The sequence below is a fragment of the Sulfitobacter alexandrii genome (assembly GCF_001886735.1).
In the GTDB taxonomy this organism is placed as follows: domain Bacteria; phylum Pseudomonadota; class Alphaproteobacteria; order Rhodobacterales; family Rhodobacteraceae; genus Sulfitobacter; species Sulfitobacter alexandrii.
On the sequence record NZ_CP018076.1, the window covers coordinates 439,107 to 455,444 of the forward strand.

General features: G+C 62.2%; 15 protein-coding genes and 1 tRNA gene. 11 read left to right on the forward strand and 5 right to left on the reverse strand.

The features are described 5' to 3' along the window. The first annotated feature begins 9 nt into the window (after positions 1-9). Together BOO69_RS02255 and BOO69_RS02260 are read left to right on the forward strand one after the other, a co-directional pair. Positions 10-1,395, forward strand: coding sequence for a sensor histidine kinase (locus BOO69_RS02255; RefSeq protein ID WP_071969917.1), 1,386 nt, complete (start codon positions 10-12; stop codon positions 1,393-1,395). 77 nt (positions 1,396-1,472) lie between these two features. Beyond that, positions 1,473-1,549 (forward strand) — tRNA-Arg (locus BOO69_RS02260). Between the two features lie 395 nt (positions 1,550-1,944). Here the strand turns inward: BOO69_RS02260 and BOO69_RS02265 are convergent. From BOO69_RS02265 to BOO69_RS22935, 4 genes are read right to left on the reverse strand one after another with little or no spacing between them, the layout of a single operon-like run. Then, positions 1,945-2,697 (reverse strand): iron ABC transporter ATP-binding protein, encoded by a 753-nt coding sequence (locus tag BOO69_RS02265; RefSeq protein WP_071969919.1) that lies wholly within the window; start codon positions 2,695-2,697, stop codon positions 1,945-1,947. After that, a complete protein-coding gene (locus BOO69_RS02270) occupies positions 2,694-3,638 on the reverse strand; it encodes an iron chelate uptake ABC transporter family permease subunit (protein ID WP_071969921.1) in 945 nt (314 codons plus the stop codon). The genes BOO69_RS02265 and BOO69_RS02270 overlap by 4 nt, the downstream gene beginning before the upstream one ends. Next, entirely contained in the window at positions 3,628-4,578 is a 951-nt protein-coding gene (locus BOO69_RS22930) for an ABC transporter permease (protein WP_071973595.1), read from the reverse strand. The genes BOO69_RS02270 and BOO69_RS22930 overlap by 11 nt, the downstream gene beginning before the upstream one ends. 18 nt (positions 4,579-4,596) lie before the next feature. Further along, on the reverse strand, positions 4,597-5,487 hold the full coding sequence (locus BOO69_RS22935; protein ID WP_071969923.1) for a siderophore ABC transporter substrate-binding protein: 891 nt from the start codon (positions 5,485-5,487) through the stop codon (positions 4,597-4,599). Between the two features lie 124 nt (positions 5,488-5,611). Between BOO69_RS22935 and BOO69_RS02285 the strand changes: the two genes are divergently transcribed. The 9 genes from BOO69_RS02285 (at position 5,612) to arsJ (ending at position 15,471) form a co-directional block, all read left to right on the forward strand. Then, a complete protein-coding gene (locus BOO69_RS02285) occupies positions 5,612-5,893 on the forward strand; it encodes a DUF2218 domain-containing protein (protein ID WP_071969925.1) in 282 nt (93 codons plus the stop codon). Positions 5,894-6,122: 229 nt separating this feature from the next. Further along, positions 6,123-8,009, forward strand: a complete 1,887-nt coding sequence (locus BOO69_RS02290) for a TonB-dependent receptor domain-containing protein (RefSeq protein WP_172839483.1) — start codon at positions 6,123-6,125, stop codon at positions 8,007-8,009. 100 nt (positions 8,010-8,109) lie between these two features. After that, positions 8,110-8,625 carry a hypothetical protein gene (locus BOO69_RS23295; protein WP_156874843.1) on the forward strand — a complete coding sequence of 172 codons (516 nt, stop codon included), beginning with the start codon at positions 8,110-8,112 and terminating at the stop codon, positions 8,623-8,625. 400 nt (positions 8,626-9,025) lie between these two features. Continuing rightward, on the forward strand, positions 9,026-9,790 hold the full coding sequence (locus BOO69_RS02300; RefSeq protein ID WP_071969931.1) for a class I SAM-dependent methyltransferase: 765 nt from the start codon (positions 9,026-9,028) through the stop codon (positions 9,788-9,790). Positions 9,791-9,864: 74 nt separating this feature from the next. Then, complete coding sequence (locus BOO69_RS02305) at positions 9,865-10,554, forward strand: N-acyl amino acid synthase FeeM domain-containing protein (protein WP_071969934.1); 690 nt, start codon at positions 9,865-9,867, stop codon at positions 10,552-10,554. 181 nt (positions 10,555-10,735) lie between these two features. Beyond that, complete coding sequence (locus BOO69_RS02310; protein WP_071969936.1) at positions 10,736-12,145, forward strand: sensor histidine kinase; 1,410 nt, start codon at positions 10,736-10,738, stop codon at positions 12,143-12,145. Between the two features lie 241 nt (positions 12,146-12,386). Next, a complete protein-coding gene (locus tag BOO69_RS02315) occupies positions 12,387-13,220 on the forward strand; it encodes an arsenate reductase/protein-tyrosine-phosphatase family protein (protein WP_071969938.1) in 834 nt (277 codons plus the stop codon). Then, positions 13,217-14,215: an ArsJ-associated glyceraldehyde-3-phosphate dehydrogenase gene (locus tag BOO69_RS02320; RefSeq protein WP_071969939.1), complete on the forward strand. Its 999-nt coding sequence runs from the start codon at positions 13,217-13,219 to the stop codon at positions 14,213-14,215. The genes BOO69_RS02315 and BOO69_RS02320 overlap by 4 nt, the downstream gene beginning before the upstream one ends. Next, positions 14,212-15,471 (forward strand): organoarsenical effux MFS transporter ArsJ, encoded by a 1,260-nt coding sequence (gene arsJ, locus BOO69_RS02325; protein ID WP_071969942.1) that lies wholly within the window; start codon positions 14,212-14,214, stop codon positions 15,469-15,471. The genes BOO69_RS02320 and arsJ overlap by 4 nt, the downstream gene beginning before the upstream one ends. A gap of 70 nt (positions 15,472-15,541) precedes the next feature. Here the strand turns inward: arsJ and BOO69_RS02330 are convergent, their stop codons facing one another. Continuing rightward, complete coding sequence (locus BOO69_RS02330) at positions 15,542-16,297, reverse strand: IclR family transcriptional regulator (protein WP_071969944.1); 756 nt, start codon at positions 16,295-16,297, stop codon at positions 15,542-15,544. Positions 16,298-16,338: the final 41 nt, after the last annotated feature.

The window sequence follows — 16,338 nt, forward strand, 5'->3', positions numbered from 1 at the left end:
GACGCAGAGATGCTGAACTCCCTTTCCGGACGTCTGCTGGTCCTGACCACCGTCTTCGTCATGCTGGCCGAGGTGCTGATCTTCGTGCCGTCCATCGCGCGGTTCCGCGAGGATTACATGTTGCAACGGCTGGAGCGTGCGCAGATCGCCTCGCTGGCGCTTCTGGCCGATGACATGCTCGACCCGGAGCTGGAGGCGGAACTGCTGGAGAACGCAGAAGTCTTCAACGTCGTGCTGCGCCGGGATGCCGTGCGCCAGTTGATGCTGTCATCCGAAATGCCGCAGGCGATCTCGCAGACGTTCGACCTGCGCAGGGCGACCCCGCTGACGCTGATCGGCGACGCCTTGATGCGGCTCTTCAAACCCGAGAACGAGGTGATCCGTGTCATCGGTGCCCCGGTCAGGGACGCCGGGCTGCTGATCGAGATCACCATGGAAACCGCGCCGATGCGCATGGCGATGATCGACTACGGCATACGGATTCTCATCCTCTCCGCCGTCATTTCTGCGATCACGGCGACCCTGCTGTTCCTGACCATCCGGGCGATGTTCCTCAAACCCGTCAAGCGGGTGGTGGGACATATCCAGCGCTATGCCGAGGCCCCGGAAGACGCCCGTCGCATCATCGAACCGGAGGCCGGCGTCACCGAACTGCGCGAGGCGGAGGTGGCGCTGCGCACGCTCCAGACCGAACTGACGCAGGCGCTGAAGCAGAAGGAGCGTTTGGCGCAGCTCGGCTCCGCCGTGAGCAAGATCAGCCACGACCTGCGCAACATCCTCAGCACCGCACAGCTTTTCACCGACCGGATCGAAACCTCGGAGGATCCGGCGGTCAAGCGGCTGGCGCCAAAGCTGGTGGGCTCGATCACCCGGGCGGTGCACCTGTGCGAAAGCACGCTGGCCTTCGGCAAGGCCGAGGAACCGGGGCCGACCCTGACCGTCGTGCCGCTGGCCGATCTGCTGGAAGAGGTGATCGAGAATGAACGCCTTGCCGTGCAGGACCATGACATCACCCTTCGGTCCGAGATCGCGCCGGGTCTCAAGGTGCGCGCCGACCCGGAGCATCTCTACCGTATCCTCAGCAACCTGACACGCAATGCGCGGCAGGCGCTGATGGCGGTGGGGAAGGGCGGCGAGATCGTGCTGCGCGCGTCCGAGACCGACAGCAGCTGGAACATCGAGGTGATCGATACCGGCCCCGGACTTCCGCCCAAGGCCTTGACCCACCTCTACAAGCCATTCCAGGGCGGCACCCGAAAGGAAGGGTCCGGCCTGGGCCTTGCCATCGCGGCGGAACTGGTGCGCGGCCATGGAGGAGAACTGAAGCTCGTGGGGAGTGACGCTTCCGGCACCTGTTTCTCTGTCTGCCTGCCGAAAGGCGACAGCGCCCGCTGACGGAGAGCAGGAAATCTTCCACAGGTCGAAACAGGGGCTTGCAAACCCCCGCCGGGGCCACTAAACCGCCCGACAGTGGACCGATAGCTCAGCTGGATAGAGTACTTGACTACGAATCAAGGGGTCGGGGGTTCGAATCCTCCTCGGTCCGCCACTACCCAACTTACTTCGATATGAACGAGCCGCTTCGAGCGGCTTTTTCGTTTGGGTTAGCGGGATTCAGCGACCGCTTCCGTATCACCCGAGTGCCTTTCGATGACCTCTGCACATATTCCTTGGGTGGAGCAAAATGTGCAGGGACTTTGATTGTGTTGCCGGGGAAAGCTCACAGGATGACACTCTGGCCTGTCGGGTATTCTGAGTGCGGGTGGAACTCGCGCCTGTCTCTTTGCCGGCCCCTGAGAGGGCAGTTGACGCCCGATCGCATCCATGTCCTCTTCATCGGCCATCCAAGACTCCAAATGTCCTGAACGACCAGTTCATGACAATGTCGGGCCAGCACGTCGCAATTCAGCAACCGCAGCGCCGAACTCATATGCATTCTTCTTCTCAGACCTGGACGATTGCTTGGCCACCCTTGCGAAGCACGCCCGCATCCGTCCCGAAGACCTCGCGCAGGAGGGCCTCCGTCACGATCTCACCGGGCGCGCCGCAAGGGCCGAGCTGCCCGCCCGCCAGCGTGATCATCCGGTCGGCATAGGCGGCCGCGTAGTTGATGTCATGTAGCACGACGACGACCGTGCGTCCGTGGTCGTCGGCCAGCGCGCGCAGGGTCCGCATCAGCGACCGGCTGGCGGCGATGTCGAGGTTGTTCAGCGGCTCGTCCAGCAGGACCACCTCGGTATCCTGCGCAAAGACCATCGCCACGAAGGCGCGCTGCCGCTGTCCGCCGGACAGGCTGTCGAGCGACCGGTGGGCCAGTTCGCCGAGATCGAAGGTCTCGATGGCGCGTGCGACCTGGGCATGGTCCCCCGGCCCCGGCCGGCCAAGATGGTGCGGATAACGCCCGAAGCCGATGAGTTCGGTCACCGTCAGGCGCGGGGCGACCTCGGTGGTTTGAGGCAGGATCGCCAGCCGCCGGGCCAAGTCGCGGCTGGGGGTGCGGGTCACGTCGAACCCGGCGACTTCGATCCGGCCCATTTGCAACGGAACCAGGCGCGCGACGAGGCTCAGCAGGGTCGATTTCCCCGCCCCGTTCGGCCCTACCAGCGCCGTCACCCCGCCGGTTGGAACTTCCAGCGTCACGTCCGAAAGGATGGGCTGGTCGCCGTAGCTGTGTGACACGTCGCGGATCGAGATCATGGGCGCAGGCTCCGGAACAGCAGCAGGATGAAGACCGCGCCCCCGGCCACGTCGACGATAACGGACAGCGGTGTGGAGAGGTGCAGCACCCGCTCGAGAATGGCCTGACCGCCGACCAGCGTGATCATCGACACCAGCGCGGCAGAAGGCAGCAGGACGGCGTGGTAGGGCACCGGCGTCAGCACATGGGCGATGGCCGCGACGATCAACCCGAGGAACACGACCGGCCCCACGAAGGCGGTGGAGACCGAGACCAGCACGGCCACCACCACCAGCACCTGCAGGTAGCCGCGACGGGGGTCCTCGCCGAGGTTGATTGCCGCGTCGCGCCCCAGCGCCAGCACGTCCAGACGGTGCCGCATCCGCCAGGCGGCGGCGAGCCCCAGCAGGGTCAGCAGGGCCGCAACGGGGAGAATCTCGGTGTCGATCACATTGAAGCGCGCGTAGCTCGCCACCTGGATCACGGAGAATTCGTTGGGGTCGATCATCCGCTGCAGGAACCCGTTCCCGGCGCGGAACAGGCCCGACAGGATCACGCCTGTCAGGATCATTCGGATCAGGTCCTGACGCGCCTCCAGCAGCAGCGTGCCGAACAGCAGCAGCGAGGCGGCGACCATGATCAGGCTGGCAATTGCGAAGAATACCAGCGGCGGCAGGTCGGCCAGGGCGAAACCGCCGATCGTGTGCACCGCGACGGTAACCAGCAGCACGTAAAGCCAGTCGAACCCCATGATCGCCGGGGTCAAAATGCGGTTCCCGGTGATGGTCTGGAACAGCACGGTCGCCGTGCTGACCGACGCGCCGACCAACAGCAGCGCCGCCAGCTTGGGAGCACGGAAGGGCAGAATGAAGTCCCACCCCGCCCGCGCGCCAAGCGTGAGGTAGCCAAGGCAGCAGAGCACGAGCACGCCCGCAAGCAGGCCAAGGGTCCTAGCGTGCATGGCGCGGCCGCGAGTAGAGCAGGAACAGGAAGACCACCGCGCCCATCACGCCGAAGATCGTGCCCACCGGCACCTCGAAGGGATACCGCACCAGTCGCGCGAAGATGTCGGAGGCGAGCACCAGACCCGCCCCGGTGAGCGCCACCAGTGGCAGCGTCTGCCGCAGGTTGTCGCCGTAGCGGCGCGAGACGATGTTGGGCACCAGCAGCCCGACGAAGGGGATCATCCCCACAGTGACAACCGTCAACGACACGACAACCGCGACCGCCAGCAGGGCCAGCGCCATGACCTGTCCATAGTTCAGCCCCAGGCTGACCGCCATGCTGCGACCGAGCCCGATGATGGCAAGCTGGTCAGCGATCAGGTAGAGCGCGGCACCCACCGGGACGGCGATCCATAACAGCTCGTATCGCCCAAGCAGCACACCCGAGAACTCCCCCGACGTCCAGGTGTAGATATATTGCAGCATGTCGTATTGGTAGGCGATGAAGGTCATCCCGGCCTCCAGCAAACCGCCGTAGACCAGCCCGATCAGCGGCACCAGCAGCGGCTGGGTCGGCGGCAGGCGCCGCACGATGAGGAGGAACAGAAAGGTCGCCGCCAGCGCGGTGACGGTGGCGAAGACCATGCGCACCACCAGCGGCGCGCCGGGGATCAGGAAGCTCGCGAAGAGGATACCCAACGCCGCGCCCTGTCCGGTGCCGATGGTCATCGGCTCGACGAAGCGGTTGCGCAGGATCACCTGCATCACCGCGCCCGCGACGGCCAGCATCGCCCCGGTGATCAGCACCGCCAGCGTCCGCGGCGCGCGACTGATGCCGATGAGGGCGATGCCGCCGGGGTCAGTGACCGCCTGAGCGGGAGTCAGGTCAATGACACCGGTGAAGATCGACCAGACCGAGAGCGCCGCGACCAGGACAAGCCCGATCCGGAAGGCTATTTTGCGGGACGCCAAGCCTCAGCTGCCGGTCATGCCCGCGGCGATCTGGTCGAGGGTGATCGACATCGACTGGATCCCGCCCCCCGCGACATACAGCGGCGCGCTGTCGAGGTACATGACCGGGCCGTTCTTCCAAGCCCGTGTCTTGCGCACCAGCGCATTGTCCAACGTCGCCTTCGCGGCTTCGCCGCCCTGTCCGATGGCGGCCTGACGGTCGACGACGATCAGGATCTCGGGGTCGGCGTCGCGGATGAATTCGAAACTGATGGCTTTTCCGTGGGTCGCGTCCTCGACCGATTGCACCGCCTCGGGCAGGTCGAGCGCGTCGTGCAGCCAACCGAACCGCCCGCCCGATCCATAGGCCGAGACCTTGGGCCCGACCGTCATCACGATCAGCGCGCTGCCTTTGCCGGCCACCGCTGCACGGGTCGCCGCCAGCTTCTCCTCGAAACCTGCCGCCAGCGCCGCCGCCTCGTCCTGCTTGCCGAAGATTTCGCCGTAGGCCGCCAGCCGGTCCAGCCCCTGCGCCACCACGTCTTCCCAGATGGTCATGTCGATGGTCGGCGCGATCCGGGCGAGGTCCGGCACGGCTTCGTAGGATCGCCCGCCTGCCACGATCAGGTCGGGAGCGAGTGCCGCCACGGCCTCGAAATCGGGTTCGAACAGAGTGCCGACCTTCTCCGCACCCTTTGTCGCACCACCGAGATAGGTGACGTAAATGGGGTCTATCACCCCCGCCGGGGTCACCCCCAGCGCGGCAAGCGTGTCCAGCGCCGCGACGTCCAGGACCGCGATCCGTTTCGGCATTGTCTCGACCTCAACCGGGCCGCGATAGGTATCGACGGTCACGGTCTCGGCAGCCAGCGGGCCGCAGGACAAGGACAGGCAAAGCGCAAGTTTTCTCAGCATCGGGCACCTCGGAACTGGTCGCCTGGCTGTCACGGGTGGGTGGCTGAGCGGATTGACTTCGGCCGGAAACTACGGACTACATCCGCGACAGTCCAGAGGCAAAACCGAGAGAAAAGGACCAATCATGACCATATTGACCGGCACCTTCGAGACGCCAAATGCGTCGAAATACCTGCAACAACTCTGCAAGCACTTTGGCCACAAGATCGAGACGGAGTTCACCAAGACCGAGGGCACCTGCCACTTTGACATGGGCCCGGCCTACATGAAAGCGGATGACCGAGAGCTGAGAGTGAGCTTCGAACTTGACGGACCCCAGAGCGAAGATGCCGCGCGGGATGTCATTGATCGGCACCTCGAAAAGTTCGCTTTCCGCGAAGAGTTCAACGGCATGCAGTGGCGGTGACGACCGGGCTTCCGCACGTCGGCGCCAATCCGCTTGTCTAATCCAACCAATTCTGTCAGATACACCACCGAGGCAGCCGCGGACCCGTCCCAGCAACCCAGGAAGATCAATCTATCCGGGGAATCACGGGATGAATACTGCGACCAGGTTTGTTTTTTTCGCTGCCGGCCTGATACCTGCTGCGGCAACAGCTCAGGCAATTGACGAGGGTGCGTTTCTTGGGACGATCGTGCTGTCCTACCCCACGGTGCCCGGCCTCGGTGAAGACGAGATCAACGTCACCAGCGAAGGCCTCGCATTAAGCAATCCCGCCGACCTGTCCGAACTCTTCGTGGCCGAGCCGACGATCTCTGTCGGCAGTTCGATCCCGATGTCACAGAAAGTCTACGTTCAGGGAATCGAGGAAAACAACCTCGCCATCACCATCGACGGGGCAAGGCAGAACAACAAGGTCTTCCATCACAATACCACCACGCTGATCGACCCCGCGCTGCTCAAGGCCGTGCGGATCGAGCCCGGTGTCGCATCCGCCGATGCAGGCCCCGGTGCGCTCGGCGGTGCGCTGGCCTACGAGACCAAGGACGTGGCCGACCTGCTGCCCGTGGGCGAGACCTTCGGCGGACGCTACAAGTTCGAATACGATTCCAACGGCGACATCTTCTCCAACAGCGTCACGCTCTACGGGATGCGGGGCGGGTTCGAATACCTCGGGTTCCTGAAATTTGCCGAAGGCAACCTGCGCGAGGACGGCAGTGGCACCGACATCATCGGCTCCGGCACCAACGTGCTGAGCGGGTTGGGCAAGGTCGCCTACGAGACGCAGTCCGGCAGCCGTTTCGAACTCTCTTACGAACAGGTGGCCGACGACGAGGCGCGGCCTTACCGCGCCAACATCGGCCAGATCATCGGCGGCCGTCCGTTGCCATTGACCCGGCCCTACGAGCTTGAGCGGCGCAACGTGGTCTTTTCCTATTCCGAGACGAACCCCACCGGTGTGTGGGATCCGACCGTGCGACTGGCCTACAGCGGAACGGAACTGTTCAACGATGAAAGCACCCTGTCCACGGTGCAGACCACGTTTGGCGAGACCACCAGCTTCAGCGCCACCCTGTCGAACCGCTTCACGCTGGCGTGGGGCGAAGTGAACGCAGGGCTGGACTTCTACGATGACGAGGCGGGGATCGACTACGACAGTCTGTCCACGCCTGCCGACAGCTACGTGGCCCGCGAGAAGCTGCGCAATATCGGCGTCTTTGCCCAGGTCCGGATGGAGCCCACGGCAACCAGCCGCCTGTCCTTCGGCGCACGCGCCGATTTCCAGGAATTCACCGGCGTCGACGGGTCGGAGCAGAGCGACTCCGGTTTGTCAGCCAATGTCTCCGGAGAAGTCGACGTGACCGAACAGCTCACGCTGAGCGCGGGCTATGCCCATGTCTGGGGCGGACTCGAACTGGCGGAGAACTACATCATGAACCCGGCCTGGACGTATCCGGCGGGCGGGTTGCAGACGGCTTCTTCCGATAGCCTCTATGTTGCGGCAAGCTACGCGGTCGGCGACTGGGTCGTGGATGGCAAGGTCTTCGGCACGCAGATCGACGATGCCCGCGCGGCCAGCTACCGCGGCGGGCCGGGCCTGACCACGGATGTCGAAACCCGAGGCTTCGAGATCGGCGTCGGCACCGCCTGGGAGAACGGTTTCTTCCGAGCCGGCTTTGCCAGCATCGACACGGAGCTTAACGGCCGGAACGCAGACAGCTACGACGGCAATTACCTGACCATGCCGATGGGCGACTTCCTGACTTTCCAGGTGGCGCACCGCCTGAACAACGGTGTGCTGATCGGCGGCGACGCGCAGATCGCCTTCGACTACGAGGACACCTACGACAGCACGACCGGGGGCCGCGGGCCGGAGCTGCCCGGTTACACCGTGGTCAATGCCTTCGCCGAGTATTCGCCGAAGCGGATGAACAACCTGACCCTGCGGGCAGAGGTGAACAACCTCTTCGACGAGGACTATTCCAGCCGTGCCACCTATGGCCAGGAATTCATCGGAGAAGTGGCGCCGCTGAAGGAACCGGGTCGCTCGCTGCGGCTGAGTGCGGAGATCGTTTTCTAAGGTTTCCCGTCCACGGTTTTCTGCCGGGGCCAGTGTGAACGGCTCTCTGTTCGACTGGACCCAGCGGCGGGTTCAGTAGACGATTGGAAGCAGATCCTGCTTGATTGCAAGCTCGGCCGGACAACTGAGCCTGACGGCAACTAAATTCTGGATGATGATGGAAAGGCTGGTTTTCCCGCAAAGCCTAGTAAATATTCTTTCCGAGCATAGGCTCTTCGAAAAGCTGCGAGGCCCGGCTTTTGGTAGTTCCACCTACGCGCAGCAGGCGAGCCTGTTTCTCTACCGTTGGCATACATGCATCGTGAATTTTCCTTTCACGATCGAGATCTCTTTGCGCGGGTTCGTGCGCCCCGGGAAGGATCAGGACATGGCCGGTCACACTTGGCTCGATCGCTGGCGCTTGTTGCGACGGCGGGGCCGCATCGATGTTGTCAGGCTCGACCAGCCCTGCGAAATGCGCGACGAGATCCAGCACCACCGGATCGTTGCCGCCGGCGATTTGCACGGGGGGCTCCTCACAAAAGACGAATACTTGCATCACGTCTCCAGACCTGTCGAGGCGTTACGATTCGTCTTGTTGTCGCCAAAAATTGGGTTCGCACTTTGGCGGACATGAGGAATTCGTCGGTCAAATCAGGCGCTTTTGCCCTTGTGATGTCACATTTTGGATACACCCCGATCAGGGCCGGTAAACGTTTCCGGGGCAACCATTGCGACAATCAACCCGGGGTTGATCCGAAGTCGATCTTCATCCCGACACTACAACTTGCGGTTATGCGCACTTCCGGCCTCACATCGTGTGGCAGAATTAAGGCATCTGCGGAAACGAGTCGTAACAACCTGTCAGGACTCCAGGCGGAAAACGTCCTGAAGATTGCTGCGCGTCTGGAAAAGTGACGAGCCAATCGTGCACGATTCTGAAAAAATTCCTCGTACTATCAACTTCGTACCGTAGACTCTTGCTACCATGGACCCACAGGGCCGTCTTGGCCGCTTGAATACGGAGGCGTCCCAATATGCCGTCAAATGCCAACCTCGAGAACGCCTTGGGTCCTGAATTTCATGGGTCAAAGCCGTCGAACCAATCGGCCGAAACCGATTGGAGCGCATATGCGACAGCTTATGACCTCTTGTCCCTGCACAACCCTGAGTATCGGGCCCTTCTGCAGGAATTTGAAAGCTTCCTCTCAACCATCGAGACGCCGCAAGTCATCTACGACATCGGCGGCGGCACAGGCAGCTACACCGAGATCGCCGCAGGTGCCTTCCCCGGAAGCGAGATACACCTTGTCGAGCCCGACGCAACGATGTTGCGAACCGCGAGAGCCAAACTATCGAGATACAGCAAGGTCCACTTTCATGCCGCCGCACTGCAGGAGTTCAAGGCTCCCGGCAAAGCTGACCTGATCGTTTGCGTGCACGCGCTCTACACGATGCCAAACCAGCGGGAGCGGCTCGATGATCTGCGGCGAATGGTTCGCCCGGGCGGACATCTCTTTCTCATCGATCTTGGACGCTACATGGATGTGTCGGATTGGCGCCGCTATCTCTTCGCAGAGCTGAAACGAGAGCACGGTCTGATAGGTGCGCTCAAGGTTTTCTGGCAAGGCCGCCAGGTGGCAAAGCAGAACAAGGCCATTCTGAAATCTCAGCAATCCGGGGCGTACTGGACCTTTACTGGCCCTGAGCTGGCGGCTGCGGTGACCGATGCCGGCTTCGAGATCCTCAAGCAGCAACCCGTTTACCGTGGATACAGCGATCTTCTCGTGTGTCGCGCATGACCAGAGCCGCACCAAGATAACTCCAAGGCCGCATCCGCCCGTCAAGAGGCAGCGGCACAGACAGAGGACCGAGCATGGATCAGAGAGTCACCGATGCGCTGACGAGCGTTCGCTACAGAGTTGCGACTGAAAGCGACGACCTGGAGAATATCTACCGTCTGCGATATGCGTGCTACCGAGCCGAGCAATCGATATCCGAAAACGAACGCGGTCTGATGACCGATCCATTCGATGATACCGCGAACTGCGTCCATGTCGCGGTGGAGATGGAAGACAAGATCATCGCGGCACTCCGGCTGCATCTTGTCTCCAGACTTTCTCTCGCCTCCCCGACTTTGCAAGTATTCCCGGAACTTCAGGGCTACGTTGACAAGGGCCAGACCATTCTCGACCCGACGCGCTTCGTGATTGCCCCCTCTGCGCGAAAGAAGCGTGTGCCATTGCACTTCCTGGCGCTGAGAATCCCGTTTCTTGCCGCGATGTTCTATCATATCGACGTGGCTCTCGCCCCTGTCCGTGCAGAGCACACCGCCTTCTACCAGCGCTACCTTGGCTACGAGAAGGCGTTTGAGCCCCGTGATTATCCGCGCCTGAACAAGCCGATACAGTTGCTGACCGTCAACTTCCGTGAGCAGAGCGCAGCCGTACTGAAGCGCACGCCGGTATTCGGACCGATGGAGGACTTTCCCGAGGCGAACATCAGCTTCCCGCCGCTAACCGGGATTTATGCTCCCTCCAAGAAGGCGCGCACAGAGGCTGCCTGAACCAGGCCAAGGCCACATCTACCTGTCAGAATTTGTGACGGGAGAAGCCGCTGACAGCTCGCGTCTCCATCACAGACGTCGCATCCAGCGGGACGAAAAGACACATCTCGACCGGCCAGTGCCGAAGATTCACCATATTTGTATATTATTCTTCACCTCTAACAATGCCGTAGAGGTAAGAATGAACGCTCTTGAAATGTTCCAAGAAGGTCGGCCTGACTGGTTCACTTCAGAAGGTCGCGAGCAGAAGATCAAGGAATACATCAGGCTTGCCGACAAACTCGTCTGGAAACGCCAAGGCAGCTTCCTGGCCGCATCTGTGCTGACCGCATTCTACTTCGATGCAGTGTCGATCTTTACTTTCTATGGCATTGTCGTGCTCACCGAGGTTCTCGACCTGCACCTTGGCCGGGCAGCCCGGAACTGGGATGGTTCGGACGCAATTGTCGGCCGAAAAATCCTCAAGCGCATTGCCGTGAACACCGTGCTGAGCGCTGTCGCCATCGCAGCCTTCATCATCAACATCGCGCTACAGCAAGAAGCCACCGGACATTTCACGCCGCTGTTCTTCCTGATCTCGGCTTCGGTATTCGCCGCGATGTACAACAGTCAGATGTCTGGCATCCTGCTGTTGCGGCTCTCCATCTATGGTGCTGCTTTCCTCTACATCGCTCTGATCGACATCTTTAAATTCTTTCCGCCACTCAGTTCCACCATCTGGCTGGAATTCTGGACGATTGTCTTCGTTCTCTACTTCATCGCCGACATATCCATCAAATTCTACACCGGCTACGAGCAGCAGATGAAGTATGTGGCGCTGTTGAAAGAGGAGAATGAGCGCACGAAGACTGCCCTGGAGGTCAAGTCGAGGTTCCTGAGCATCGTCAGCCACGAGCTGCGCACGCCGCTGACATCGATCATTGGGTCGCTGGAGCTCATCAGGCGCGGTCATGGGGGTACGCTCCCAGACAACGTCAAGCCGGTGCTCGATATCGCTGCGAGAAACAGTCAGCGGCTTGCTTCCCTGGTCGAGGATCTTCTTGACCTGCAGAAGCTCGAAGCCGGCGAAATGGAGTTCATCTTCAAGCCGATCGATGCGAACGATCTCGTTCAGGAGGCAGTCGAGTCCGCCGAAGGCTATGCCAGCAAACTGGGTATCACTGTCGAGACCGAGTTCTGCACAGAGCCCTGCCAGATTTCAGGCGAGAACAAGCGGCTTGTTCAGGTAATGAACAATCTGCTGTCGAATGCGATAAAATTTTCGGACGAAGGATCGACTGTGACCGTGAGGGTCGAGGTCATTGGTGCGCATGTCCGCATCTCTGTTGAGGATCAGGGTGTCGGCATCCCCGAGGGTTCAAGAGAGGTTGTATTCGGCAAGTTCACCCAGGTGGACGCTTCTGACATTCGCAAGGTAGGCGGCACCGGTCTTGGTCTGAATATCACCGAGCAAATCCTTGATCGCCACAATGCGGTGATTGACTACGTCAGCGAAGTTGGTGTCGGATCCACCTTCTTCATCGAATTTGATCGTATCAAAAACGTGAAAGCTTTGCCTGGCGACAGGAAAGAGATCACGCAAGCGGCGTGATGCCAGGTTATCAGTTTCTGCGCTGAATCCGGGTGGAGGTTCGCCTTCTTTCGTCACCTGCCGGATTTATCAGGTTCGGAAAAGGCGATCACACTTCGGAGCAATTCAACCACGTTGGGCAAGCATCATGGCCCCGTCCTCCGGTCCTGGCGATGGGCTGGCAGCCGGAACGGTGATGCATCGACCGTCGTTACAAAATCTTCACTTGCGCTCCGCTCTTTATTTCATCATTCCATGAAATATGGAAAAAGATGTTCCCGATCAGCTCTCCGTTCTGGGTCACCCGCAGCGACTGGCCGTGTTCCGTTTGCTCATGCGCCGCTATCCGGACCGCGTGCCGGCGGGTGAATTGGCGGCGACGCTCGGCATCAAGGCCAGCACGATGTCCACCTACCTGTCCGCCCTGACGCGGGAACGTCTCGTGGAACAGCAGCGATCGGGCACATCGCTTCTCTACGCCATCGACATGAGCGCGGTGCAACGGCTGTTCGGATACCTTTTCAGCGACTGCTGCCGCGGGCGCCCGGACGTCTGCCTGCCTTTCAGCACGGGAACCCCTGCCATGCCTGACCGCAAATACAACGTTCTCTTCATCTGCGTCGGGAACTCCGCCCGTTCCATCTTTGCCGAGTCGATCCTGCGCGAATACGCGGGCGACCGGTTCAACGCGTTCTCCGCCGGTACGCGTCCGGGCACACAGCTCAATCCGTTCGCGGTTCAGGTCCTGAAAGACAAGGGCCACGATATTTCGGTGTTGCGGTCAAAGGATCTGACGGAGTTCTCGGGCCCCGACGCCCCACATTTCGATTTCGTTTTCACGGTCTGCGATCAGGCTGCGAACGAAGAGTGCCCCGCGTGGGAAGGGCAGCCCGTGACCGGCCATTGGGGCATGCCCGATCCGGTCAAGGCCGAGGGGAGGGACGCGCAGAAGGCGCTGGCCTTCCAGCACGCCTACGGCGCGCTGAAGCGCCGGATCGAATTGTTCACTGCACTCCATCCGGACTCTCTGAGCCGTGCAGCCATACAGCAGGCCGTCGATGATATCGGCCGCGCCAAACCCGAGGTGACCGCATGACGACCTACGCAATCAACGGCCTTGGCCGCATCGGCAAGCTTGCCCTTCGCCCCCTGCTGGAAACCGGCGCGAAGATCGCCTGGATCAACGATGCCGTCGGCGATCCCGGGATGCACGCGCATCTGCTGGAATTCGACACCGTCCACGGGCGCTGGAGGGCGGACTTTGCCCATGACGCTGACAGCGTGACAATCGACGGTACCCGCATCCCCTTCATCGGCACGAAGTCCCTGTCAGACTTGCCGCTCGACGGCGTAGACGTGGTGATCGACTGCACCGGCGTCTTCAAGTCCGAGGCAAAGCTGGCCCCGTATTTCGAGGCCGGTGTGAAGAAGGTCGTCGTGTCGGCGCCCGTCAAGGACGGCCCTACCGCGAACATTGTCATGGGTGTTAACCACGACACCTATGATCCGGCGCAGCACCGCATCGTGACCGCCGCCTCCTGCACCACCAATTGCCTCGCGCCGGTGGTGAAGGTCGTGCACGAGACCTTCGGGATCAAGCATGGCTCCATGACGACGATCCATGACGTGACGAACACGCAGACGATCGTCGACCGTCCGGCCAAGGACCTGCGCCGGGCCCGATCCGCCCTGAACTCTCTGATCCCTACGACCACCGGGTCGGCGACCGCGATCACGCTGATCTACCCGGAACTGAAAGGCCGCCTGAATGGCCACGCCGTGCGGGTGCCTCTGCTGAACGCCTCGCTCACCGACTGTGTGTTCGAACTGGAACGGGCCACCACCGTGGAAGAGGTCAACGCCGCCTTCAAGGCGGCGGCGGACGGCCCGCTCAGGGGCATCCTCGGCTACGAGACCCGCCCGCTGGTGTCGACCGATTACACCAACGACCCGCGGTCCTCGATCATCGACGCCCCCTCGACCATGGTCGTCAATGGCACCCAGCTGAAGGTCTACGCCTGGTATGACAACGAATGGGGATATGCCTGCCGTCTGGCGGACGTGGCGCTGATGGTCGGGGCGTCTTTGTGAACGACCGGCCGGAAGGCCTGTCGGCCTACATCGCCGTCACGGCGGCGTATTGGGCGTTCATGCTGACGGACGGGGCACTGCGGATGCTGGTGCTTCTCCACTTCCATACACTCGGCTTCAGCCCGGTGCAGCTGGCCTACCTCTTCGTCCTCTACGAGGTTGCGGGGATGATCACCAACCTCGCCGCCGGCTGGATCGCACGTCGGTTCGGGCTGACCTCCACGCTATATGTCGGGATCGGGTTGCAGGTGATCGCCCTGCTGGCTCTGGCGCAGCTTGATCCGGAATGGAGCATTGCCGTCTCGGTGGCTTTCGTGATGTGCGTGCAGGGGCTGTCGGGGGTCGCCAAGGATCTGGCAAAGATGTCGTCGAAATCGGCGGTGAAACTGCTCGCTCCGACCGCGAACGGAGGACTCTTTCGATGGGTCGCCGTGCTGACAGGATCAAAAAACGCCGTGAAGGGCGTCGGCTTCCTGCTGGGCGCTGCGCTGCTGGCCGGGATTGGCTTCGACTGGGCCGTGCTGGCGATGGCGATGGGGCTGGGGGTGGTCCTTCTGGCGGTGGTGGTCTTCATGCCCTCGGGCCTGCCCAAGGGGAAGAAGGGCACGAAGTTCTCCGAAGTGTTCTCGAAATCCGCCAATGTGAATTGGCTGTCGGCGGCACGCGTCTTCCTGTTCGGGGCGCGCGACGTGTGGTTCGTCGTGGGCATCCCGGTCTATTTCTACGCGGTCCTGTCCGATGGGACTGAGGCGGGCAACCGTGCCGCGTTCTTCCTGATCGGGACGTTCATGGCGGTCTGGATCATCCTCTACGGGATGGTGCAGGCCGCTGCGCCCGGGATCCTGCGTGCGGCGAGCAGACCGGAGGGCGAACTGATCCGCGCGGCCCGGGGCTGGGCCCTTGCGCTCTTTGTCGTGCCCGCCGCGCTCACGGTGGCCGTTGCCCTCTCGCCCGCGCCGCAGACGTGGCTGACGGTGACGCTCGTGGCAGGCCTGCTGGCATTCGGGGCGGTTTTCGCCGTCAATTCTTCGCTCCATTCCTACCTGATCCTTGCCTTCTCGAAATCCGACCGGGTGACGATGGATGTGGGCTTCTACTACATGGCCAATGCGGGCGGTCGTCTGATCGGCACGCTTCTGTCCGGCCTGACCTACCAGATCGGCGGGTTGACCCTCGTCATGGGCACGGCGGCCGCATTTGTCTTGCTGTCAGCGATGACCTCGGGGCGCCTGACCGATCAGTCAGCGGCAGGGTGACGTCCCGGCGCTGACCTTCGGGTTTCTGCCCAAGGTCTCGTCTTGAGGGGCCCGCTGATTAATGCGCGCGCTAGCTTTCCGGTCGGTCGAACCCCAGCCCTAGCGCCGCGCGCCGCAGGATATCGAGGATCTGGGCGCGCCGTTCCGGTTCCTGCAGCATCCCGACCGTCGCCGTCGTACCGAGCGCTGCGGGAACACCGCCAATCAGGCCGCAGGGCACCGCCAGCGCGCCTGCGCCCATCTCGAACTCGTTCTCGAGGTGGCACGCGCCTTCCTGGGCGGCTGCTTCGATCGAGGCGCGGAGGCGCGATCTGTCCACCTCTGTCGCGGAGGTGAACTGCCGGATTTCCGCATCGTTCAGGTAACCTTCGCGCTCCGCAGGGGGAAGCTGGGCCAAAAGCACCCGGCCCATGGCGGTCGGGAGCAGGGGCAGGGTGCTGCCCACCGTGAAGCCAAGGGAAATCCGCGCTGAAGGCGTGGCGGCACGGGCGACATAGATGGCCCTTTGACCGTCCAGCGTGGCAAGCGCGATCTCGCTGTCGAGTTCCGGCGCGGCCCTGTCGAGCACCGGTTGCACACGCCGGCCGAAATCGTGCCCGGCGAGATAGCCCGCACCCAAAGCAAGGGTGCGCGCCGTCAGCTCGAGTGCCCGGCCCGTCTGCCGCAGGTAGCCACAGTCCACCAGGGTCAGGCAGAGCCGCCGCGCCGTGGCCTTGTCGAAACCGGTGCGGCGCGCGACCTCGGCCATCGTCATGCTGTGCGGCGCCGTCTGAAAACAGGCGAGCACCTGCAGTCCCTTGGCGAAGGTGCTTGCTCCGATCGTCATGTTGACAAAACTCCCGGCCGCGATAAGATCAATTATCGACT

Bases quoted from the DNA above. Each gene is read 5' to 3' on its own strand.
- BOO69_RS02270 (WP_071969921.1), bottom strand. From the start codon at position 3,638: ATGCACGCTAGGACCCTTGGCCTGCTTGCGGGCGTGCTCGTGCTCTGC.
- BOO69_RS02265 (WP_071969919.1), bottom strand. From the start codon at position 2,697: ATGATCTCGATCCGCGACGTGTCACACAGCTACGGCGACCAGCCCATC.
- BOO69_RS02285 (WP_071969925.1), top strand. From the start codon at position 5,612: ATGACCATATTGACCGGCACCTTCGAGACGCCAAATGCGTCGAAATAC.
- BOO69_RS02320 (WP_071969939.1), top strand. From the start codon at position 13,217: ATGACGACCTACGCAATCAACGGCCTTGGCCGCATCGGCAAGCTTGCC.
- BOO69_RS02315 (WP_071969938.1), top strand. From the start codon at position 12,387: ATGGAAAAAGATGTTCCCGATCAGCTCTCCGTTCTGGGTCACCCGCAG.
- BOO69_RS02310 (WP_071969936.1), top strand. From the start codon at position 10,736: ATGAACGCTCTTGAAATGTTCCAAGAAGGTCGGCCTGACTGGTTCACT.
- BOO69_RS22935 (WP_071969923.1), bottom strand. From the start codon at position 5,487: ATGCTGAGAAAACTTGCGCTTTGCCTGTCCTTGTCCTGCGGCCCGCTG.
- BOO69_RS02300 (WP_071969931.1), top strand. From the start codon at position 9,026: ATGCCGTCAAATGCCAACCTCGAGAACGCCTTGGGTCCTGAATTTCAT.
- BOO69_RS02305 (WP_071969934.1), top strand. From the start codon at position 9,865: ATGGATCAGAGAGTCACCGATGCGCTGACGAGCGTTCGCTACAGAGTT.
- BOO69_RS02255 (WP_071969917.1), top strand. From the start codon at position 10: ATGCTGAACTCCCTTTCCGGACGTCTGCTGGTCCTGACCACCGTCTTC.
- BOO69_RS02330 (WP_071969944.1), bottom strand. From the start codon at position 16,297: ATGACGATCGGAGCAAGCACCTTCGCCAAGGGACTGCAGGTGCTCGCC.